This is a genomic window from Salinarimonas rosea DSM 21201, from assembly GCF_000429045.1.
GTDB classification, from domain to species: Bacteria; Pseudomonadota; Alphaproteobacteria; order Rhizobiales; family Beijerinckiaceae; genus Salinarimonas; species Salinarimonas rosea.
In genome coordinates this window covers 23,142-45,460 of sequence record NZ_AUBC01000031.1, presented here as the reverse complement: position 1 = coordinate 45,460, position 22,319 = coordinate 23,142, and the positions used below count along the sequence as shown (strand labels likewise).

Annotated in this window: 18 protein-coding genes; 11 read left to right on the top strand and 7 right to left on the bottom strand. The window is 70.6% G+C overall.

What is annotated here, in order from left to right:
* A partial coding sequence (locus tag G407_RS0119205; RefSeq protein ID WP_043540203.1) for a transposase domain-containing protein occupies window positions 1-324 on the top strand: 324 nt, incomplete at its 5' end.
* Window positions 325-536: 212 nt separating this feature from the next.
* On the opposite strand, the gene G407_RS0119200 is transcribed toward G407_RS0119205, so the two are convergent.
* On the bottom strand, window positions 537-1,232 hold the full coding sequence (locus G407_RS0119200) for a LutC/YkgG family protein (RefSeq protein WP_029032127.1): 696 nt from the start codon (window positions 1,230-1,232) through the stop codon (window positions 537-539).
* A 10-nt stretch (window positions 1,233-1,242) separates the two neighbouring features.
* Window positions 1,243-2,727, bottom strand: coding sequence for a LutB/LldF family L-lactate oxidation iron-sulfur protein (locus G407_RS28760; RefSeq protein WP_043540202.1), 1,485 nt, complete (start codon window positions 2,725-2,727; stop codon window positions 1,243-1,245).
* Between the two features lie 166 nt (window positions 2,728-2,893).
* Between G407_RS28760 and G407_RS0119190 the strand changes: the two genes are divergently transcribed.
* Genes G407_RS0119190 through G407_RS0119180 form a run of 3 tightly spaced genes read left to right on the top strand, consistent with a single transcriptional unit; the run spans window position 2,894 to window position 9,358 of the window.
* Complete coding sequence (locus G407_RS0119190) at window positions 2,894-5,881, top strand: BPTD_3080 family restriction endonuclease (RefSeq protein ID WP_043540201.1); 2,988 nt, start codon at window positions 2,894-2,896, stop codon at window positions 5,879-5,881.
* A complete protein-coding gene (locus G407_RS0119185) occupies window positions 5,881-6,519 on the top strand; it encodes a hypothetical protein (RefSeq protein WP_029032125.1) in 639 nt (212 codons plus the stop codon). Before G407_RS0119190 ends, G407_RS0119185 begins: the two co-directional genes overlap by 1 nt.
* A 7-nt stretch (window positions 6,520-6,526) precedes the next feature.
* The gene (locus tag G407_RS0119180) at window positions 6,527-9,358 is read left to right on the top strand and encodes a site-specific DNA-methyltransferase (RefSeq protein ID WP_029032124.1); all 2,832 of its coding nucleotides are present in this window, start codon (window positions 6,527-6,529) and stop codon (window positions 9,356-9,358) included.
* Window positions 9,359-9,361: 3 nt separating this feature from the next.
* Here G407_RS0119180 and G407_RS30715 read toward each other — a convergent pair whose 3' ends face one another.
* From G407_RS30715 to G407_RS0119155, 5 genes are all read right to left on the bottom strand, one after another.
* The gene (locus tag G407_RS30715) at window positions 9,362-10,033 is read right to left on the bottom strand and encodes a hypothetical protein (RefSeq protein ID WP_029032123.1); all 672 of its coding nucleotides are present in this window, start codon (window positions 10,031-10,033) and stop codon (window positions 9,362-9,364) included.
* Between the two features lie 121 nt (window positions 10,034-10,154).
* Complete coding sequence (locus G407_RS0119170) at window positions 10,155-11,039, bottom strand: ParB/RepB/Spo0J family partition protein (protein WP_029032122.1); 885 nt, start codon at window positions 11,037-11,039, stop codon at window positions 10,155-10,157.
* A gap of 20 nt (window positions 11,040-11,059) precedes the next feature.
* Window positions 11,060-11,965, bottom strand: coding sequence for a ParA family protein (locus G407_RS0119165; RefSeq protein WP_084327646.1), 906 nt, complete (start codon window positions 11,963-11,965; stop codon window positions 11,060-11,062).
* Between the two features lie 16 nt (window positions 11,966-11,981).
* Complete coding sequence (gene rsmG, locus G407_RS0119160) at window positions 11,982-12,653, bottom strand: 16S rRNA (guanine(527)-N(7))-methyltransferase RsmG (RefSeq protein ID WP_029032120.1); 672 nt, start codon at window positions 12,651-12,653, stop codon at window positions 11,982-11,984.
* 89 nt (window positions 12,654-12,742) lie between these two features.
* Window positions 12,743-13,459, bottom strand: coding sequence for a YggS family pyridoxal phosphate-dependent enzyme (locus tag G407_RS0119155; RefSeq protein ID WP_029032119.1), 717 nt, complete (start codon window positions 13,457-13,459; stop codon window positions 12,743-12,745).
* A 165-nt stretch (window positions 13,460-13,624) separates the two neighbouring features.
* On the opposite strand from G407_RS0119155, the gene leuS reads away from it, so the two are divergent.
* The 7 genes from leuS (at window position 13,625) to G407_RS0119120 (ending at window position 22,315) form a co-directional block, all read left to right on the top strand.
* Complete coding sequence (leuS, locus tag G407_RS0119150) at window positions 13,625-16,246, top strand: leucine--tRNA ligase (RefSeq protein WP_043540200.1); 2,622 nt, start codon at window positions 13,625-13,627, stop codon at window positions 16,244-16,246.
* Window positions 16,233-16,856: an LPS assembly lipoprotein LptE gene (locus tag G407_RS28750; RefSeq protein WP_052341590.1), complete on the top strand. Its 624-nt coding sequence runs from the start codon at window positions 16,233-16,235 to the stop codon at window positions 16,854-16,856. The genes leuS and G407_RS28750 overlap by 14 nt, the downstream gene beginning before the upstream one ends.
* 7 nt (window positions 16,857-16,863) lie before the next feature.
* Window positions 16,864-17,895 carry a DNA polymerase III subunit delta gene (gene holA / locus G407_RS0119140; protein ID WP_029032117.1) on the top strand — a complete coding sequence of 344 codons (1,032 nt, stop codon included), beginning with the start codon at window positions 16,864-16,866 and terminating at the stop codon, window positions 17,893-17,895.
* Between the two features lie 129 nt (window positions 17,896-18,024).
* Window positions 18,025-19,050: an ABC transporter substrate-binding protein gene (locus tag G407_RS0119135; protein ID WP_043540199.1), complete on the top strand. Its 1,026-nt coding sequence runs from the start codon at window positions 18,025-18,027 to the stop codon at window positions 19,048-19,050.
* A 100-nt stretch (window positions 19,051-19,150) separates the two neighbouring features.
* Window positions 19,151-20,005 (top strand): ABC transporter ATP-binding protein, encoded by an 855-nt coding sequence (locus G407_RS0119130; RefSeq protein ID WP_084327645.1) that lies wholly within the window; start codon window positions 19,151-19,153, stop codon window positions 20,003-20,005.
* A 15-nt stretch (window positions 20,006-20,020) separates the two neighbouring features.
* Window positions 20,021-20,941 (top strand): ABC transporter permease, encoded by a 921-nt coding sequence (locus G407_RS0119125; RefSeq protein WP_084327644.1) that lies wholly within the window; start codon window positions 20,021-20,023, stop codon window positions 20,939-20,941.
* Window positions 20,942-22,315, top strand: a complete 1,374-nt coding sequence (locus tag G407_RS0119120) for a cytosine deaminase (protein WP_084327643.1) — start codon at window positions 20,942-20,944, stop codon at window positions 22,313-22,315.
* Window positions 22,316-22,319 lie beyond the last annotated feature (4 nt).

Here is a 22,319-nt window from a genome sequence, read left to right as displayed (position 1 = left end):
ATCCGCTATGCCCTCGCACGCTGGGACGGCCTCTCCCGCTTCCTCGATGACGGGCGCGTCGAGCTCGACTCCAACGTCGTTGAGCGCGCGATCAGGCCCCTCGCCCTCACCAGGAAGAACGCGCTCTTCGCCGGCTCCGACGGCGGCGGCGAGCACTGGGCCGTCGTCGCCTCGCTCGTCGAAACCTGCAAGCTGAACGATGTCGACCCCTACGCCTACCTCGCCGACGTCATCACCCGCATCGTCAACGGCCATCCCAACTCCGCGCTGGATGAGCTGCTGCCGTGGGCCTACGCCCGCCGCACCCTTGCAGACGCGGCCTGAGAACACCGCTTACGCACGATCCGGCACGGCAGCACGAGCGTGAGCCGCTCGCCGCGGCGGCGATCGACATGGAAGGGGGAATAGGCCTCATCGAGCCGCATGGTCGCGCCCTCGTCGCGGGCGCGGCCGGTCCGCACCCTGCCGAGCGAGGCTGCGCGCCGGCGCTTGCGCGCGGCTTGCGCTCCGGTCGGGTTGCGAGGCTCGGGGCCGGCTCAGGATGCCGAGGCGCTCTCCCGGCCGCCGACGACGACGATGTGCAGCCGCCGCGGGCCGTGGGCGCCGAGGAACATGGTCTGCTCGATGTCGGCGGAGCGGGAGGGGCCGGTGACCCAGTTCACGGTGCGCGGCATCACGCCCTTGCCGAAGCGCTCCCGCAGGCGGGCCCAGGCGCTCTCGTAGTCGCCCGTGACGGTCGACGCGTCGACGACGATGATGTGGTTGTCCGGCAGGAAGTTGAGCGTCGACGGGTTCCCGGGCCCCGACACGAGCACGCAGGTGCCGGTCTCGGCGACGCCGGCCTCGGCGTGGCTCACCGCGTTGAGGTCCGAGCCGTCGCTCGGGCCCTCGTCGACCGCGAGCGGCGTCTCGCTCCAGGGCATCGCCGCGAGCCGCGGGTCGGCGCCCATGCGCAGCGTGGCGGCGAGATTGTGGGCGCGCAGCCAGCCGGCGATCGCCGCGGGAACGGCGTCCGGCGTATCGACCTCGCTCACGGTCGCGAGCGCCGCCTCGGCCTGCGCGACGAACAGCTCGATGCGCGCGCGGCCGCTCACGGCCCCGCGGGCTGGGACGACGCCCGCGGGCGCGCGGGCGATGCGCTCCTCGACCACGGTCCGGCGCGGGCGCTCGCGGCCGGTGACGCCGAGGGAGCGGCGGATGGAGGCGAGGATCTCGTCGCGGGCGGTGCTCATGGCCGTCTCCTCACGCCGCCCGGCTGCTCGCCGGCGCAGTGGCGCCCGTCTCGCCGCTCCTGCCGGCGCGCTCGCGGGCGAAGCGCTCCTGGAAGGTGCCGCCCTGGGGCGCGGGGAAGTCGCGGTGCTCGGTCCAGCCGCCGGCGAAGGGCAGCCAGGCGAAGCGCCCCTTCGTCCCGCCCTTCCGGCGTCCGGCGAAGGCGAGGAGGTTCATGCTCACCCGCGTCGCCAGCCTGTAGAGCGCGGGGCGCCTCGCGAAGAAGGCCCAGGCCGCGATGCCGGAGCGCACGGTCGCCGGCGAGAGGTGGCGCTCGAACTCGCGCTCGCGCCAGTGCCGCATCAGCTTCGGCAGCGGGATGCGCACGGGGCAGACGCTCTCGCAGCGTCCGCAGAAGGTCGACGCGTTCGGAAGATGCCCGCCCTTGTCGACGCCGATCAGCGAGGGCGTCAGCACGGCGCCCATCGGGCCGGGATAGACCCAGCCGTAGGCGTGGCCGCCGACCGCGTGGTAGACTGGGCAATGGTTCATGCAGGCGCCGCACCGGATGCAGCGCAGCATCTCCTCGAACTCGGTCCCCAGCATGGAGGACCGCCCGTTGTCGATCAGCACGACGTGGTAGCTCTCCGGCCCGTCCGGGTCCTCGGGCCGGCGCGGGCCGGTGGTGAAGGTGGTGTAGACCGACAGCTCCTGGCCCGTGGCCGAGCGGGCGAGCACGCGCAGGAGCTGGGAGGCGTCCTCGAGCGTCGGCACGAGCTTCTCGATCGAGGCCAGCACGACGTGGGTCTTCGGCAGGATCTGGGTGAGGTCGCCGTTGCCCTCGTTGGTGACGATGATCGAGGTGCCGGTCTCGGCCACGAGGAAGTTCGCCCCGGTGATGCCGACGTCGGCGGCGAGGAAGCGCTCGCGCAGCACGCCGCGCGCCTCGGTGAGCAGGTTCACCGGCTCGGACAGGTCGCGCGCCGCGTCGAGATGGGTGTGGGCGCGGCGAAAATCCTCCTCCACCTGTGAGGCGTTGACGTGGACCGCCGGCGCGATGATGTGCGAGGGCGTCTCGTGGCGCAGCTGGATGATGTACTCGCCGAGGTCCGTCTCCACCGGCTCGATGCCCGCCGCGGCGAGGTGGTCGTTCAGCCCGATCTCCTCGGAGATCATCGACTTGCCCTTGGTGACGGTGCGCGCGCCCTTCTCTCGGCAGATGTCGGTGACGATCGCCCGCGCCTCCGCCGCGTCCCGCGCGAAATGCACGATCCCGCCCGACGCCTCCACCTTGGCGATGTAGGCCTCGAGGTAGAGGTCGAGATGGGCGAGCACGTGATCCTTGATGTCGCGCGCGGAGTCGCGCAGCGCCTCGAACTCCGGCAGCTTCCCCGCCGCCTTCGCCCGCTTCTCGATGAACCCCACCCGCACGTTCGAGAGCGCCCGCTGCAGCTGGACGTCGTGCAGCGCCGCGTGGGCGTTGTCCTTGAACTGCGGGGAGGTGGAGTGGACGGACATGCGGCGGGCTCCCGGGGCGGGCGGGTCGTGGAGGAAGTTGTAGCGGGGGAACGGGGGGATGGCGAGGGGGTGGGGAGTCGCGGGGCACGCGGTGCGGGGAAGTAGGAATGTTCGGCATCTTGACAGTTGCGCGCCTCCTGCGCTTGCTCTTCCACCGGGGGTGGGCATGAGCTTCGGCACGAATCCGGTCGTCAACAAACCATTCGAGGCGCCGCGCCAGCATTATCAGCTGAGCGACGAGGGCCAGCCCACGGGCATGCTGCTCGATGGGCGCCGACCCAGCGTGCAGATCGTCCCGGTGCCGCAGGCGCGCCGCAAGCGCAAGGACCCCGAACTCGATCTCGGCGACCTCGCCCAGCGGGTGGAGGAGAACCGGCTGGTCAACCGCATCCGCGAGCGCGTCGACGCCTGGCGCAAGTCCCCGGACCGGCTCGGCCGCGTCACTCCCGAGACGCGCCGCCTGCTGGAGCACTGGACCGACCCGGCGCGCACGCGAAGGCTCTTCTTCTGCCAGGTCGAGGCGCTGGAGACGCTGATCTACCTCACCGAGGTCGACCCGACCCGCTTCCGCGGCCAGATCGAGGAGGCGAACGCCGACAAGAACCCGGGCCTCCATCGCCTCGCCTCGAAGATGGCCACCGGCTCCGGCAAGACGACGGTGATGGCGATGATCATCGCCTGGCACGCGGTGAACAAGGCGCGTCGGCCGAACTCGAAAATGTTCACCGACGCGTTCCTCGTGGTCTGCCCGGGCATTACCATCAAGGACCGGCTGCGGGTGCTCATGCCGAGCGACCCGGAGAACGTTTACGCGGCGCTCGACCTCGTCCCCTCCGACCTGCGCGACGGGCTCGGCAAGGCGCGCATCGTCATCACCAACTACCACGCCTTCATGCCGAAGGAGACGGAGCAGGTCTCCAAGCTCAATCGCCAGGTGCTCGGCGGACTCGACGGGGAGAAGCGCTTCACCGAGACCGACGGGCAGATCGTTCGGCGCGTCGCCAAGGACCTGATGGGCCGCAAGGGCATCCTCGTCCTCAACGACGAGGCGCACCATTGCTACGAGAAGGCCGACACGGCGCCGACCGGCGCGCTCGACGCCGAGGAGAAGGACGAGGCCAAGGAGAACGAAAAGAAGGCGCTCGTCTGGATCTCCGGCATCCGTGCGTTCGACCGCGTGCTCGGCGTCAAGGCCGTGCACGATCTCTCGGCGACGCCCTTCTTCCTGCGCGGTTCCGGCCACGAGGAGGGGGCGCTGTTCCCCTGGGTCGTCTCCGACTTCTCACTGCTGGACGCGATCGAGAGCGGCATCGTGAAGGTGCCGCGCATTCCCGTGCTCGACGACCGGGTGGCCGGCGAGATGCCGCTCTTCCGCAATCTCTACCGCAACATCCAGGCGGGCGACCGGCCGCTGCCGCGCAAGGGGCGGGCCAAGCAGTCGAAGATCGCGATGGACCCGCAGGACCTGCCCGGCCTGCTGGAGAGCGCGCTCGGCGCACTCTACGGCCACTACGCCGAGGTGCACGCGGAATGGGAGAAGCAGCCGCGTCTCGGGCGCCCGCCGGTCTTCATCGTGGTGTGCAACAACACGACCACGTCGAAGCTGATCTACGACTACATCGCCGGCTACGAGATCGAGGACCCGAACGGCGGGCCATCGCGCCATGTGCCGGGTCGCCTCACGCTGTTCCAGAACATCGACGATCACGGCCGCGAGGCGCGGCCGATGCGCACGCTGCTGATCGATTCCGAGCAGCTCGATTCGGGCGAGGCGCTCTCCGACGAGTTCCTGCGCGTCGCGCAGCCCGAGATCGCGCGCTTCAAGGAGGAGAAGCGCCGGCGCGGCGAGGGGGACCCCGAGAAGACGTCGCCGCAGGACATCCTGCGCGAGGTGATGAACACCGTCGGTCGCCCCGGCAAGCTCGGCGGCGACATCCGCTGCGTCGTCTCGGTGTCGATGCTCACCGAGGGGTGGGACGCCAACACGGTGACGCACATCCTGGGCGTGCGCGCCTTCGGCACGCAGCTGCTCTGCGAGCAGGTGGTGGGCCGCGGCCTGCGGCGGATGTCCTACGAGGTCGGGAGCGACGGCCGCTTTCCGGTGGAATACGCCGACGTGCTCGGCATCCCCTTCACCTTCGCCAACGCCTCCAAGACGAAGACCGTGCCGAAGCCCCCGCCGCCGCTCACCCACGTGCGCACGCGCCGTGATCGGCCGGATCTGGCGATCCGCTTTCCGCGCGTGCAGGGCTACCGCCTCGTGTTCCCGCGCACGCCGCTGACCGCGACCTTCACCGCGAACAGCCGCTACGAGCTGACACCGGACATGATCCCGACCCAGGTCGAGAACGAGCCGTTCATCGGCCAGGGCATCACCTTCGATCTGCGCGAGGACGCCGAGCGGCTGCGGCTGAAATCGGTGATCTTCGACGTCGCCGGCCACACGCTGCGCAAGTATTTCCGCGACGACGAGGGCGCCGTGGAGGTCTGGCGCTTCCCGGAGCTCGTGCGCATCACGGAACGCTGGTTCGAGACCTGCCTCGTGACACGCGGCGAGGTGCCGAAGCAATTCATGAAGTTCCGCCAGTTCGCCGACGAGGCCGCGAACCGCATCCACACCGCCTGCGCCCGGGGGCAATCCGGGGCGGGCGAGAGCGAACGCACGCTGCCGATCCTCGACCCGTTCACGCCGGAGGGCTCGACCAACCACGTCGACTTCACCACGACGAAGACGCTGCTCTTCGAGACGCGGCTCTCGCCGGTGGACCATGTGGTGGCCGATTCCGAATGGGAGCTCGCCTTCGCCGAGACGCTGGAGCGGATGGAGGACGTGGTGGTCTCCTACGTGAAGAACCACGCCCTCCACTTCGAGATCCCCTACCACTATGCCGGCGCCGAGCGCCGCTACCGCCCGGACTACGTCGTGCGCCTGCGCGACGGCGGCGCGGAGCCGCTCAACCTCGTCGTCGAGATCAAGGGGCTGAAGGACAACAGGGACGCCGCCAAGGCGGACGTCGCGACGGGGATCTGGCTGCCCGCGGTGAACCACGCCGCACGCTTCGGGCGCTGGGCGTTCGTGGAGATCGGGCAGGATATTTACGAGGCGGAGCGGGTGCTGCGGGGGATCGCGGCGGGGAAGAGGGAGGCTGCGTGATGGCGGGCGCAATGGGGCGAAACGAAGTCGTCGATGCAATTCACGTCGGCTTCTCCAATGCCGTCAAGGAGTACATCGGCTGGACTGGTGGCGGTACCAAAAGGCGGCATCTGGTGGAGAGCGTGACGACGGTCTATGCGGCTAGAGAAATCAAAGCGCGTGCGGATGCGCTTGGCGCGAGGAACTGGATCACTCTTGAACAGGTGTTCGGAGAACTCGTCGAGTGGGCCGACGCGGCACCCGGGAGGGGGCGCCCCGCCAAGGAGCTGAGTGAACTGAAAAAGAAGTCGACCGGACGGGTCGACATCGTGCTTTGGAATTCCAACTCGCTTCCTCGATCGCTGATCGAGGTGAAGACGGGATTGGATGCGAAGCTGCTGACCGACGCCAAGCGCATTCTCGACTGGATATACTTCTTCGGCCGGAACTTCTGTGGCTCCATCCGCTACGGCGTGGTCGCGACGACCTTTCGGTTCGATGTGAACCGTCCGGACCGCTCGAAAAGCTCATGCGACGCGATCGGCCGCGCCATGAAGGAGCTGGCGGGCGAATATGGCATGGCGGTCAAAGCGGATCTACGCCCCATGCCGATCGACGGCTTCAATGTCGGGTCCGCCACCTTCTTGATTTCCAGGTAAGTCGCCAATGCCCCCCACCCGCCCCACCACCGCCGACGTCGACGCCTACCAACACGGCGAGGCCAAGCGCACCAACATCCCCACCGCCGAGCTCCAGGCCTTCGCGCCGGACGACGGGGCGAAGACGTTGCTGTATCCGCGCAACCCGGACCTCGACCCGCAACTCGTCTGGCGGGGTAAGGATGCGGAGGATGCGGGGCCGCTCGCGGTGGAGGCGGCGCCGATCTACATCCAGGAGAAGATCCGGCCCGAGGCGATCGTCGCCGACCTGCAGCGGCGCACCAGGGCGCGCAAGGAGGACAAGGCCGAGCAGGTGGACCTGTTCGCCGATTTCGACGGCATCGACGACCCCGAGGCGAAGACCGAGTTCTACGCGCACGACGCCAATTGGGCGAACCGGATGATCCTGGGCGACTCGCTTCTCGTGATGGCGAGCCTCGCCGAGCGGGAGAACCTGCGTGGGCGGGTGCAGGCGATCTATTTCGACCCGCCCTACGGGATCAAGTTCAACTCGAATTGGCAGCCCTCGACCCGCACGCGCGACGTCAAGGACGGAAAGCTCGAGAGTATGTCGCGTGAGCCGGAGGTGGTTCGGGCGTTTCGGGATACATGGAAGGACGGGCTCCATTCGTACCTACAATATTTGCGCGACCGGCTTGTTGCTGCGCGAGACCTTCTCGCAGAGAGCGGTAGCATCTTTGTACAGATCGGCGAAGAGAACTTGCATCTAGTCAGAAGCTTACTAGATGAAGTTTTTGGTCCTGCCAATGCTATGGCAAACATCATCTTCTTGAAAACAAGTGGCGCAACTTCAGAGTACCTCCCTGGCGTTTATGACGCTATCGTTTGGTTTGCTAAAGACCGCGAGCGCGTAAAATACCGACAACCGCTCAAGCTGAAATCTATCGGTGGCGGGGGAGGAAGTGCATACACAAGGGCGCTCCTTTCAGATGGGGATACACGCGCGCTGTCCGAGCAAGAACGCTTGGATCCAAGCTCTCTACCTTCCGGCGCGCGAATCTTCCGGATAGATAATCTCACCAGCCAAAGTGTGGGACGAGATAAGGGAGAAGGAGCCGCATCCTGGTTCCCGGTAAGTATAGATGGTAGGGTAATCCGCCCCAGCGAAAAAGTCCGCTGGAAAACAAATGAGCGCGGGATGGAGCGCCTCCTCAAGGCTGATCGCCTATCGGCAACTCAGAAGGGTCTTTACTATGTCCGCTTTCTGGACGATTTTAAGGCCTACCCCGTTGACAATTTCTGGACTGATACTGTCATCGCGGGATTTACTTCTGATAAGCAGTACGTCGTCGAGACTTCTTCGAAAGTCGTCCAACGCTGCCTCCTCATGACCACCGACCCCGGTGACCTCGTGCTCGACCCCACCTGCGGGTCCGGCACGACGGCCTACGTCGCCGAGCAATGGGGCCGGCGCTGGATCACCATCGACACGAGCCGTGTCGCGCTGGCGCTGGCGCGCACCCGGCTGATGGCGGCGAAATTCGACTATTACATCCCGCGCGACTCGGAGGAGGGCGCGGCAAAGGAGAGCGCGATCCTCGGCCGGCCCGTGCCGGGGCCGGACCACGGCGGCAGGCCCGATCTGCGCCAGGGCTTCGTCTACGAGCGCGTGCCGCGGGTGACGCTGAAAGCCATCGCCAACAACACCGAGATCGACGAGATCCACGCCGCCTACGAGCCTCGGCTGGAGGAGATGCGCGGAACGTTGAACACGGCGCTGGGCGAGGCCTGGGAAGAGTGGCAGGTCCCGCGCGAGACGCAGCCGAGCTGGCCGGCCTCCGCCATCGAGGCGCACGCGGAATTCTGGTCGCTGCGCCGGGAGCGGCAGGCCGAGATCGACGCCTCGATCGCGCGCAACGCCGAGGTGGAGCTGCTCTACGACCGGCCGTACAAGGCCAAGGGCGTGGTGCGCGTCTCCGGCCCCTTCACCGTCGAGAGCCTGTCGCCGCACCGCGTGCTGCCGCTCGCCGAGGACCCGGCGCTCCTCGACGCGCTGGGCGAGGGCGGCGGCGACGCGGTCGCCGACGGGGCGACGCAGCCGCAGACGGATTTCGCCACTGTCGTCTACGAGAACCTCAAAGCGGCGGGGGTGCAGAACACCAAGAAGGGAGAGACGCTCGAGTTCGAGTGGATCAAGCCCTTCGCCTCCAAGCGCGGCTACATCGCCTTCGAGGCGCTCTACCGGGAGGGCGGGGCGGAGAAGCGCGCCGCCATCGCCATCGGGCCGGAATACGACACGGTGGGCTTCGACCTCGTGAGGAACGCCGCGCGCGAGGCGATGCACGCCTTCGATTCGCTGATCGTCTGCGGCTTCGCCTTCGCGCCGGAAGTGGACGATTCGCGGCTTCATTTCGGCGAGCTGACGGTGCTCAAGGCGCGCATGAACCAGGACCTGCGCATGGCCGACAAGCTCAAGGCCGGGACGGGCAACCTGTTCGTGGTGTTCGGCGAGCCCGACATCGCGGTGGAGTCTCTCCCCGACGGAATGGTGCGCGTCGAGATCCGCGGCGTCGACATCTTCGATCCGACGACGGGCGAGGTGCGTTCCTCGGAGGATCCCGCCGAGGACATCGCCTGCTGGTTCATCGACGACGCCTACGACGAGGAGAGCTTCTTCGTGCGCCAGGCGTATTTCCTGGGCCGCGACCCCTACGAGAGCCTCAAGCGCGCGCTGAAGGCGGAGATCGACGAGGCCGCCTGGGCCGAGCTGCACGCCACCGCCTCGCGGCCGTTCCGCCCGCCGGAGAACGGGTTGATCTGCGTGAAGGTGATCAACCACTTCGGGGACGAGGTGCAGAAGGTCTTTCGCGTCGGGTGATCCCTACCGTCCCACCCGCCCCCTCCGCGGCGGGGGTGGCGGGCGGAGCTGGTCGGCGAGCTCGCGCTCGAGCGTGTCGCCGGGGCGCAGGCCCTGCATGGTGCGCAGCGCCTCGCGCAGGGCGCGGCGGGACCGGCGGGTGATGGGCGGGTCCCCCGGCCGGCGCTTGGGCTTGCGCTCGGGCGGGGGCGGGCTCGTCGGCGGGTTCAGGCGCCGGCGGCGGCGGACCCTGCTCTCGGCGCGGGCGCGGGCGAGGAGGTCGAGCGCCTCGGCGAGCGCCGCGGGATCGGGCCGCGGGTCGGCCTCGATGGCGTCGACGAGGCGGGTGCAGGCGGCGAGGATCTCGCGGGCCAGCGTCCGGCCGATGCGGTTTCGCGTGTAGCGCGCCTCCGGCGGCCGCGGCGCCGGCCGGCAGGCGCCGGGCGGGCGCGTCCAGCCGTGGCGGGCGGCCCAGCGCGAGATCGTGCCGGAATCGACCCCGGTGCGCGCGGCGAGCTCGCGATGGGAGTCGATCGTGCCCTCGATGAGCGAGCGCACCAGCGCGACCGTCTCCGGCGGATGCGCCCGGCCCTTCTGCACCGGCGCCGGCCGCGCAGAAGCCCTTGCCTGCACCTGCACCTGCGCTGCGCCGAGGCGGACGATCGCCGGCTGCCGGATGAAGAGAGGAACCCTCATGGCGCGCGCTCCGCCGATCCGCCCCAGTCCCGCCCCAGTCCCGCCCCTGTCGCGTCCCTAGAACGTAAACAGAACAGACCTACGGCCGCGCGTCAACCGAAACCTGCGCCCGCGCCGACCGTCAGCCGCCGCGCAGCTTCCGGCAGAGCATGTCGAGCTGCTCGAGGCTGGCGTAGCGGATGCGCACCTCGCCGTCGGAGGCGCCGGGCTTGGCGGCGATGGCGACGTCGAGGCCGAGCGTCTCCGTCAGCGCCTGCTCGAGCGCGCGGGTGTCGGCGTCCTTCTCCGTGCGGGGGCGACCGCCGCGGGCGCCGGGGACGGTCTCCTCGTCGCGGGCGAGGCGCTCGACGTCGCGCACGTTGAGGCCCTGCTCGACGATCCGCTCCGCGGCGCCCTCCGGGTCCTTCACCGCGAGCAGGGCGCGGGCGTGACCGGCGCTGATGGCCCCGGACGTGAGCTTGTCCTGCACGCTCTTCGGCAGCTTGAGGAGCCGCAGCGTGTTCGCCACGTGCGAGCGGCTCTTGCCGATGACCTGGCCGAGATCGGCCTGGGAATAGCCGAACTCGGCGATGAGCTTGTCGTATCCCGCCGCCTCCTCCAGCGCGTTGAGGTCCGTGCGCTGGACGTTCTCGACGATGGCGTACTCGAGCGAGAGCCGGTCGTCCGCCTCGACCACGACGATCGGCACCTCGTGCAGGCCGGCGCGCTGGCCGGCGCGCCAGCGCCGCTCGCCGGCGATGATCTCGTAGGCGTCGGCGAGGCCGCGCAGCGAGCGCACCACGATGGGCTGGATGATGCCGCGCTCGCGAATCGACTGGGCGAGATCCTCGAGGTCGCTCTCGGAGAAGGCCTTGCGCGGGTTGCGCGGGTTGGGGCGCAGGAACTCGATCGGCACGCGGCGCTGGCCGCGGCCGCGATCGACCACGCCCTCGTCGTCGTCCCCCATGTCCCCGATGAGCGCGGCGAGGCCTCGACCGAGCCGCAGGCGCTGTCCCTCTTCCGCCATGTCTTTCCCCAGTCCGTTCTTCAGGCCGCCACGAGCGTGCGTTCGCGCTGGATGATCTCGGAGGCGAGCCGCAGGTAGGCCTGGCTGCCCGAGCACTTCAGGTCGTAGAGGAGGACCGGCTTGCCGTAGGACGGCGCCTCCGAGACCCGCACGTTGCGCGGGATCATGGTCTCGTAGACCTTGCCGCCCATGAAGGAGCGGACGTCCGCCACGACCTGGTTCGACAGGTTGTTGCGCGGGTCGAACATGGTGAGCACCACGCCCTGGATGGTGAGGCGCGGGTTGAGGTTGTCGCGCACCTGCTCGACGGTCTTGAGGAGCTGGCTCAGGCCCTCCAGCGCGAAGAACTCGCATTGCAGCGGCACGAGCACCGAATCGGAGGCCGCGAGCGCGTTGATGGTGAGCAGGTTGAGCGAGGGCGGGCAGTCGATCAGCACGTAGGTGAATGGCTCGGCGCGCAAAGCATCGCCGAGCGCCAGCCCGTCGACGGCGAGCTTGAGCCGGTGGGCGCGGTTGCGGGCCGAGGCGATCTCCAGCTCGACGCCGAGCAGGTCGAGGGTTGAGGGGGCGAGATGCAGGCGCGGCACCGCGGTCTCGCGGATGGCCGAGCGCAGCTCCGCCTCGCCGGTGAGCACGTGGTAGGTCGAGACCCGGCGCTGCTTGCGCTCGATGCCGAGGCCGGTGGAGGCGTTGCCCTGCGGGTCGAGATCGATGACCAGCACCTTCTCACCGATGGCCGCGAGCGCCGTGCCGAGGTTGATCGCCGTCGTCGTCTTGCCGACGCCGCCCTTCTGGTTGGCGAGCGCCAGGACGCGGGGGCGGGCGTGCGGGCGGCGGGCCTCGCGCCGCGGGGCGGACTCGGCGTCGTCCGCCGGATCGGCCACCGCGGCGGCGTCGTCCTCGTCCACGAAGGTGTCGCTGGTCATGATCGGTCTGTCCTGGTCAGTCGATCCTGGACGCGTCGTCCCGGGAGAGCCAGCGGATCCGCAGGACGCGCGCGCGCGAATCGGTCCGGCTCGGGATCTCTTCGACGGCGACTGTCCGGGATTTCGCGAGGGCGGTCAATTCGCTCTCGACGCCGGCGCCCTTGGGAAACAGGCCGACGGCACCGGTTTTCAACAGCTCCTCGCTCCAGCCGAGCAGCGTCTCGAGCGGCGCCAGAGCGCGGGCGGAGACGACCTGCGCCTCGCCGGCGAAGCCGGGGATCGCGGTCTCGATGCGCGCGTCGTGGACCCGCGCCGGCGCGTTCGTCAGCCGCGCGACGTGGCGCAGGAAGGCGCACTTGCGGGCGTTCGCCTCGACGAGATCCATGCGGAAGCCGGGCCGGTCCGCCAGCGCGATCGCCACGACGAGGCCGGGGAAGCCGGCGCCGGAGCCGAGGTCGACCCAGCGGGTCGCGTCCGGCGGGGCGAGGTCGACGAGCTGGAGGGAGTCGGCCACGTGCCGGGTCCAGACCTCGTCGAGGGTGCGGGGCCCGACGAGGTTCTTCACGGGCTGCCAGCGGCGCAGCTCGGCGACGAGGATCTCGAGCCGCGCGCGGGTTTCACGTGAAACGGCGTAGGGGGCGAGGGCGGCGTCGGGCGAATCGGCGGTGGGCGAATCGGCGGTGGGCATGGATGCTATGTGCCGCGTGACGCCGGCGCGGTAAAGGTCCCGGCTGCGGGGAACGGTCGAGCCGCGCCCCGTCACGCCGTTCCGGCGTCTCAGCCGCGGGCGCCGAAGATGGCGCTGCCGACGCGCACCATCGTGGCGCCCATCTGGATCGCCGCGCCGAAATCCGCGCTCATGCCCATGGAGAGCTCGGCGAGGGCGTTGCGTCGCGCGATCTCGGCGAGGAGCGCGAAATGCGGGGAGGGCGGGTCGTCGGCAGGGGGAATGCACATCAGGCCCGCGATGGCGAGCCCGTGCTCCTCCCGGCAGGCGGCGATGAAGGCGTCGGCCTCGCCGGGGGCGACGCCGCCCTTCTGAGGCTCCTCGCCGGTGTTCACCTGCACATAGAGCCGCGGCACCCGTTCGCCGGCGTCGCGCGCGCGGGCGATCTCCTTGGCGAGCGCCCGGGCGAGGGACGGGCGGTCGAGCGTCTGGATCGCGTCGAACAGGGCGACGGCGTCGCGGGCCTTCTTGGACTGGAGCGGGCCGATGAGGTGCACCTCGGCATCGGGGTACGCTTCCCGCAGCCCCGGCCACTTGCCCTTCGTCTCCTGCACGTAGTTCTCGCCGAACACCCGGTGGCCGGCGGCCAGCACCGGCACGATGCTGTCGGCGTCGTAGGTCTTCGACACGGCGACCAGCTCGATCCCGTCCGGCTCCCGGCCCGCGTCGCGGGCCGCGCGGGCGATCGCCGCCTCGACCTGCCGCAACCGCTCCACGCTCGCCGCACCGGCCTGCGCCCGCGCGTCCGTGAACGTCTGCGCGTCCATGTCCATTCGATCCCTCCGGCACGCCCGAGCCCGTTGACCGGCGCGCACATTCGTGCCCAATTGCCCCGGCGTCGCGGGCTCGCGTCGGCGGCGCATGATGGCGCGCGCCCTCTCGAAGCGCCATCCTGCCACATCTCCCACAGGACACGCCAGATCGACCCCGCGATGAAGGCCGAGCGCTACAATCCCAAGGACTCCGAGCCCAGGTGGCAGGCGGAATGGGCGAAAGCCGAGACGTTCCGCACCCGAAACGACGATCCTCGGCCGCGCTATTACGTGCTCGAGATGTTCCCGTACCCGTCCGGGCGCATCCACATGGGGCACGTGCGCAACTACGCCATGGGCGACGTCGTGGCCCGCTACAAGCGCGCCCGCGGCTTCAACGTGCTCCACCCGATGGGCTGGGACGCCTTCGGCATGCCCGCCGAGAACGCGGCGATGGAGAACAAGGTCCACCCCAAGGAGTGGACCTACCGGAACATCGCCACGATGCGCGGCCAGCTCCAGTCCATGGGCCTGTCGCTCGACTGGTCGCGCGAGATCGCGACCTGCGATCCGTCCTACTACAAGCACCAGCAAGCCATGTTCCTCGACTTCCTCGAGGCGGGCCTCGTCGACCGCAAGACGGCGAAGGTGAACTGGGACCCGGTCGACCAGACCGTGCTCGCCAACGAGCAGGTGATCGACGGCCGCGGCTGGCGCTCCGGTGCGCTCGTCGAGCAGCGTGAGCTCACCCAGTGGTTCCTCAGGATAACGGACTATTCCGAGGACCTGCTGCAGGCGCTCGACGGGCTCGAGCGCTGGCCGGACAAGGTCCGGCTGATGCAGCGCAACTGGATCGGCCGCTCCGAGGGCCTGACGGTGCGCTTCGCCCTGGAGGCGGCGACCGCCCCGGAGGGTGCGTCCGAGCTCGAGATCTTCACGACGCGGCCGGACACGCTGTTCGGCGCGAAGTTCATGGCGCTCGCGCCCGATCATCCGCTCGCCAAGGCCGCCGCCGCGCGCGATCCGGCCCTCGCCGCCTTCGCGGAGGAGTGCCGGCGCATGGGCACGTCGGCGGAGGCGATCGAGACCGCCGAGAAGCTCGGCTACGACACCGGCATCCGCGCGGTGCACCCGTTCGACCCGTCCTGGACGCTCCCCGTCTACGTCGCGAACTTCATCCTGATGGACTACGGCACCGGCGCGATCTTCGGCTGCCCGGGCCACGACCAGCGCGACCTCGACTTCGCCGACAAGTACGGGCTCGGCGCGACCCCGGTGGTCTGCCCGCCGGACGCGGACCCCGAGACGTTCACCATCCGCGACGAAGCCTATGTCGGCGAGGGGCGGCTGATCAACTCGCGCTTCCTCGACGGGCTCTCCATCGCCGAGGCGAAGGAAGCGGTGGCCGCGCGGCTCGAGCAGGAGACCCGCGGCGGCGCGCCGGTGGCGACGCGCAAGGTGAACTTCCGCCTGCGCGACTGGGGCATCTCGCGCCAGCGCTACTGGGGCTGCCCGATCCCGGTGATCCATTGCGACGCCTGCGGCGTCGTCCCGGCGCCGCGCGAGAGCCTGCCGGTGACGCTGCCGGAGGACGTCGCCTTCGACAAGCCGGGCAATCCGCTCGACCGGCACCCGACCTGGCGCGACGTGCCCTGCCCCGCCTGCGGGGCCGCGGCCCGGCGCGAGACGGACACGATGGACACGTTCGTCGATTCGTCCTGGTACTTCGCCCGCTTCACCGACCCGCATCTCGAGGACCGTCCGACGGACCCGAAGGAGGCCGACGCCTGGCTTCCCGTGGACCAGTACATCGGCGGCATCGAGCACGCGATCCTGCACCTGCTCTACTCGCGCTTCTTCACCCGGGCGATGCGCCGCTGCGGCCACCTGAACCTGGACGAGCCGTTCGGCGGCCTGTTCACCCAGGGCATGGTGGTGCACGAGACCTACAAGGACGCGGCCGGGCGCTGGGTGATGCCCATCGACGTGCGCATCGACACGGTCGAGGGCGAGCGCCGCGCGTTCCACGTGAAAACGGGCGAGGCCGTCACGATCGGCTCCATCGAGAAGATGTCGAAGTCGAAGAAGAACGTCATCGACCCCGAGCACATCCTCGACAGCTTCGGCGCCGACGCCGCCCGCTGGTTCGTGCTCTCCGACTCGCCGCCCGAGCGCGACGTGATCTGGACGGAGGAGGGGGCGCAGGGCGCCTACCGATTCGTCCAGCGCGTCTGGCGCCTGGTCAACGAGACGCCGCTGGGCGGGGCCGTCGCGCCGCGCCCGCAGACGGTCGGGGAGGAGGCGCTCGCCGTGCGCAAGGCGACGCACCGCACGCTCGCCGCCGTCGAGGAGGCGATCGAGGGGCTGCGCTTCAACGTGGGCGTCGCCAAGATCTACGAGCTCGCCAACGCGATCTCGGCCGCCGCGCCCAGGGACGGCGCCGCGCCGGCGGCGGATCTGGGCTTCGCGCTGCGAGAGGCCCTGGGCACGCTCGTCCAGCTCGTGGCGCCGATGATGCCGCACCTCGCCGAGGAATGCTGGCGCGTGCTCGGCCGCGACGGCTTCGTCGCCGACGCCGCCTGGCCCGCGGTGGAGCGGGACCTGCTCGTGGAGGACACGATCGTCCTCCCCGTCCAGGTCAACGGCAAGAAGCGCGCGGACATCGCGGTCGCGCGCGACGCCGGCACGGAGGCCATCGAGGCCGCCGCGCTGGCGCACGAGAACGTGCAGCGTGCGATGGAAGGGCGTCCCGTGCGCAAGATCATCGTCGTCCCGCAGAGGATCGTGAATGTCGTCGCCTGAGGAACGCGCCATCGTCGCGCCCACCCGCCGAGCGGTGCTCGGCGGGCTCGCCTGCCTCGCGGCCCTGCCGCTCGCCGGCTGCCTGAGGCCGCTCTACGGCACCGCCGCCTCCAACGTGGAGGTGTCCGAGCTGCTGCGCCGGGTGTCCGTCGACCCGGTGAAGGTCGATCCCGGCGAGGAGGTGCTCGCGCACTACCTGCGCCAGGAGCTCGTCTTCGCACTGGACGGGACCGGGCGGCCGACGGTGGAGGGTCCGCGCGCCTACGCGCTCGCCGTGGAGGCGGGCGCTTCGGTGCGGCTGCCGATCGTCGACGCGGTGACGCTGCGAGCGAGCGTCGCGAGCCTCGTCGGCCGGGCGAGCTACACACTGACCAGCGCCGATGGCGGGACCGTCGTCGACAGCGCCACGGTCAACGCCGTCGTCACCTACGAGCGGACCGCCCAGCGCTTCGCCGCGGTGCGCGCCGGCCGCGAGGCGCGCATCCGCCTCGCCAAGCGCCTCGCCGAGGAGATCCGCACCCGCGTCGCCATCGCGTTGCGGGCGGCCCCGGAAGCCGCCCCCGTTCCGGCGGTGCAGGCGCCCGCCGACGCCCCCGCGCCGACCGGCTGAGGGCGGCATGGTCGCGGTCAAGGCCGCAGATGCCGACGGTGCGCTGGCGCGGCTCGATCCGCGGGTCGCCGTCGTCCTGCTCTACGGACCCGACACCGGCCTCGTGGCCGAGCGGGCGAGGCGCGTCGCGCGGGCGGCCGTCACCGATCCCGAGGACCCGTTCCAGCTGGTGAAGCTCGACGGCGACGGCATCGCCGGCGATCCCGGCCGGCTCGCCGACGAGGCGGGCACGGTCGCCATGTTCGGCGGGCGGCGCTCCGTCTGGGTGCGGCCCACGTCGAAGAACCTCGCGCCCGCGGTCGAGGCCGTGCTCGCCATCCCCGGCAGCGACGCCCTCGTCGTCGTCGAGGCGGGCGACCTCGCCAAGACCTCCCCGCTGCGCGCGGTGTGCGAGAAGGCGCCGCGGGCGCTGGCGATCCCCTGCTACGCCGACGAGGGCCGCAACCTCTCCCAGGTCGTCGACGACGCGCTGCGGGAGGCGGGGCTCGCGATCGATAGGGACACCCGCACGCTCCTCGTCGAGAGCCTCGGCGGCGACCGGCTCGCCACCCGTTCCGAGCTCGACAAGCTCGTCCTCTACTGCCACGGCCGCGGCAGCGTCGGCGCCGCCGATCTCGAGGCGGTGCTGAGCGACGTCTCGGGGCTGCAGGCGAGCGTCGTCACGGACGCCGCCTTCGCGGGGGCGGTGCGGCAGGCGGACGAGGCGCTCCGGCGGCTGCGTCTCGAGGGGACGAGCGCGAGCGGCATCCTCTCCCCGCTGCTCGGCCATGCCACGACGCTGCTGCCGCTCGCGCTCGACGTCGCGGCCGGCAGCCCGCCCGCGAGCGCGGTGGATGGCTGGCGCGGGCTGCACTTCAAGCGCAAGCCGCTCGTCACCAGGCACCTCGCGCTGTGGACGCCCGACCTTCTGCGCCGGCTCGTCGCGCGCATCCAGGACACGGTGCTCGCCACGCGCCGCTCCGCCGACCTCGCCGACGCCCTCACCGAGCGCCTCGTCGTCGACATCGCCCGTACCGCCGCGCAGCGCGCGGGCCGCTGAGGCCGCGGGCACGCGTCCGCGCACCGCCGGCACGCCCCTTGCCAAGCGGAGCCGGGCTCGCGAGGATGCGGGTCTGCGCGGCGGGCATGCCCACGCCTCGAGCAATTCAACTGGCAGGGATAGGCAACGATGACGCTTTCTTCGCCCGCGAGGCGCGCGATCGCAGCCTCGACATTCGCTCTCGTCGCCGCCGCTCCGGCGCTCGCCCAGGACGCGCCGCTGCGCGAGGTGCGCTACGGCACCAACTGGGTCGCCCAGGCGGAGCACGGCGGCTACTACCAGGCCGTCGCGGACGGCACCTACGAGGCGTGCGGGCTGTCCGTCGAGATCGTGCCCGGCGGGCCCCAGGCCAACAACCGCATGCTCCTGCCGGTCGGCCGCATCGACTTCTACATGGGCGGCAACATGATCCAGGCCTTCTCCGCCATCCAGGAGGAGATCCCGACCCTCGTCGTCGCGGCGAGCTTCCAGAAGGAGCCGCAGATCCTGATGTCGCACCCGGGCGTGCATGACACGTTCGAGAGCCTGAAGGACTCGCAGTCGATCTATGTCGGGCGCGAGGGCCAGGCGACGTTCTACCAGTGGCTGGTCACCGAGTACGGCTTCACCGAGGAGCAGGTGAAGCCCTACACGTTCAACCCGGCGCCCTTCATCGCCGACACGGATGCCGTGCAGCAGGGCTACCTCACCTCCGAGCCGCTCGCCGTGGAGCGCGAGGCCGGTTTCGCGCCCAACGTCTTCCTGCTGGCGGACTACGGATTCGACACCTACTCGACCACGATCGAGACCCGCCGCGAGCTGGTGGAGCAGGAGCCGGACGTGGTCCAGTGCTTCGTCGACGGCTCGGCGATCGGCTGGTACAACTACCTCTACGGCGACAACGCGGCCGCCAACGAGATGATCAAGGCCGACAACCCCGAGATGACGGACGACCAGATCGCCTACTCGATCGAGAAGCTGAAGGAATACGGCATCGTCGATTCCGGCGACGCGCTGGAGCTCGGCATCGGCGCCATGACCGACGCGCGCATGGAGAGCTTCTTCGGCAAGATGGTCGAGGCCGGCCTGTTCCCGGCGGACCTCGACTACGCGCAGGCCTACACCCTCGCCTTCGTCAACAAGGGGGTCGGCCTGGAGCTGCGCCCGGCGCAGTAGGCGCGCGGATCCAGACGGCCGCACGGCCGATCCGCCGGGCGCTTCGGCAGCGCCCGGCGCCCGACGAGAGCGCCGGATGCCGGCGAGACGACATGAGATCATGAGCGCGACACAGGCCAGGACGCCACCGCCGCCCAGCCATCGTTCCTTGGACGAGACTCCGCTCGGCGCCACCCTCGTCGCGCTGCGCGGCGTCGACAAGACCTTCGCCAACGGCACGACCGCGCTGTCGGGCCTCGCCCTCGACATCCGCGAGAACGAGTTCGTCTCGCTGCTCGGCCCGTCCGGCTGCGGCAAGTCGACGGCGCTGCGCATCCTCGCGGGCCTGATCCCGCCGTCGCGTGGCGAGGTCGCGTGGGCCGGCGGCGGCCGGGCGGAGGATCATCGCGGCGAGATCGGCTTCGTCTTCCAGGAGCCGACGCTGATGCCGTGGGCGAGCGTCGCGGACAACGTCTACCTGCCGCTGCGCCTGCGCGGGGTCTCGCGTCGCGACGCGGGCGACGCGATCGCGGCGAGCCTCGCCCTCGTCGGCCTCTCGAAGTTCGCCGAGGCCTATCCGCGGGAGCTGTCGGGGGGCATGAAGATGCGCGTCTCGATCGCCCGGGCGCTGTCGCTGCGCCCGCGCATCCTCTTGATGGACGAGCCCTTCGCGGCGCTGGACGAGATCACCCGCTTCAAGCTGAACGACGATCTGCTGAGATTGCAGCACGAGTTCGCCTGCACCGTGGTCTTCGTGACGCACTCGGTCTACGAGAGCGTCTACCTGTCGACGCGCATCGTGGTGATGGCGGCACGGCCGGGGCGGATCGTCGCCGAGATCCCGATCGGGGCGCCGACGCCGCGCACCGAGACCTTCCGGACGACGCCGCTCTACGGCGCGCTCTGCCGCGAGGCGAGCGCCGCGCTCCACGGGGCGATGGACGCCGATCCGGCCGGCGGCAGCGCGCATCTCTGAAAGGAGGAGACCCGCATGAGCGAGGCGAACCCCGCAGCCGAGGCCGGGCGCGTCGCGACCGTGCGGGCGCCGATCGAGGCCGCCGCGCCGGGCGGATCGGGGAGCCGGCCGGACCCGGCGCGGCTCCTGCGGGTCGCCCTCCCGCTCGGGCTCTTCGCCCTCGTCGTGCTGGGCTGGGAGCGCTGGGTCGTCGCCTACGAGGTGCCGCACTACATCCTGCCGGCGCCGAGCCGGATCATGGAGACCATGATCGCGGACTGGCCGGTGCTGTGGGCCTCGCTGCTCCAGACGCTGAAGACAACCTTCCTCGGCCTCGCGCTGGCGGTGCTCGGCGGCGTCGGGCTCGCGGTGCTGCTGTCGCTGTCGCGCCTCGTCGAGTACTCGCTCTACCCCTACGCGGTGGTGCTGCAGGTGACGCCCGTCGTCGCCATCTCGCCGCTGCTCCTGATCTACATGCCGCAGGAGGCCGCGGTCCTCACCTGCGCCTGGATCGTCGCCTTCTTCCCGATCCTGTCGAACACCACGCTCGGCCTGCAATCGGTCGACCGCAACCTGCTGGAGCTGTTCGACCTCTACGGCGCGACGAAGCCGCGCTGGGCGCCGCCCTGGCTCGGGCGCTTCCTGTCGCGGGTGAAGGCGCTGTGGTACCTGCGCCGGCCCGCCGCCCTGCCCTACTTCCTCGCCGGCCTGAAGATCGCCGGCGGGCTGGCGCTGATCGGGGCGGTCGTCGCCGAGATCGCGGCCGGCTCCGCCGGCGCCGGGTCGGGGCTCGCCTACCGCATCCTGGAGAGCCAGTTCCGGCTCAACATCCCCCGCCTGTTCGCGGCGCTGGTGCTGCTGTCGCTCACCGGCGTCGTCATCTTCCTCGCGCTGTCCGCCGTCTCGCATCTCCTCCTGCGTCGCTGGCACGAGAGCGCGATCGCCGAGGAGCGCTGAATGACCGACCCCTTCGCCACGCGCCCGAGCCCCCCGGCCGCCCTCCCGCGGGAGGTCGCCGAGGCCCCCGCCTGGCGCATCGCGAATGCGCGGGCGCCGCTGTGCCTCCTGCGGGCCTCCGGGGTGGCGGGCGATGCGGAGGGGTTGGCGCGGGTCGACCTCGTCGTGGAGGACGGGCGCATCACCGGCATCGGGCCGGCCGGCGGCTTCCGTCCCGACGGGGACGACCTGCCCCGGCTGGATCTCGCCGGCCGCATCCTGCTGCCGCGGCTCGTCGACGTGCACACCCACATCGACAAGGGCCACATCTGGCCCCGCCGCCCCAACCCGGACGGCAGCTTCGCCGGCGCGCTCGCCGCCGTCGCCGCGGACCGGGAGGCGCATTGGAGCGCCGACGACGTGGCGCGCCGCATGGACTTCTCGCTGCGCTGCGCGCTCGCCCACGGCACCGGCGCGCTGCGCACGCACATCGATTCGAGCGGTCGGCAGACGGCGACCTCCTGGCCCGTCTTCGCCGAGATGCGCGAGACCTGGCGCGGCATCGTGGCGCTTCAGGGCGTGTCGCTGTTCCCGCTCGACATGATCCACGACGATCCCCACCAGTTCCACGAGATCGTCTCGACGACCGCGCGCTACGAGGGCGTGCTCGGCGCCGTCACCTTCCTCGGCGCGGCGCCGGACGCGCGCGTCGACGCGGCGCTCGACATCCTGACGAGGACCGCCGCCGCGGAGGGGCTCGATCTCGACCTGCACGTCGACGAGAGCCTGGCGCCGGAGGCGCGCACGCTGGAGCGGATCGCCGATGCCGCGATCCGCAACCGCTTTCCCGGCCGCATCCTCGCCGGCCATTGCTGCGCGCTCGCCGCGATGGAGGAAGGGGAGGCGGCGCGGGTGATCGACAAGGTGGCGCAGGCGCGCATCGCCGTCGTCTCGCTGCCGATGTGCAACATGTACCTCCAGGACCGCGCCGCCGGCCGCACGCCGCGCCGGCGCGGGGTGGCGCCGCTCCACGAGCTCGCGGCCGCGGGCGTGCCGGTGATGGTCGCCTCCGACAACACCCGCGACCCGTTCTACGCATACGGCGACCTCGACCTCATCGAGGTCTTCCGGGAGGCGACGCGCATCCTCCAGCTCGACCATTCCGGCCGCGACTGGCTGCGCACGATCGCGGCCACGCCCGCCGACGTCATGGGGCTCGACGGCGCCGGGCGGCTCGAGGCGGGGGGCCCCGCAGACTTCGTCCTCCTGCGCGCCCGCTCGCTCGACGAGCTCCTGTCGCGCCCGCAATCCGATCGCATCGTCATCGCCGCCGGCCGCCCGCTCGCGTCGGGCCCGCCCGACTATTCCGAGCTCGACGACCTGATGCACCGCTGACCGG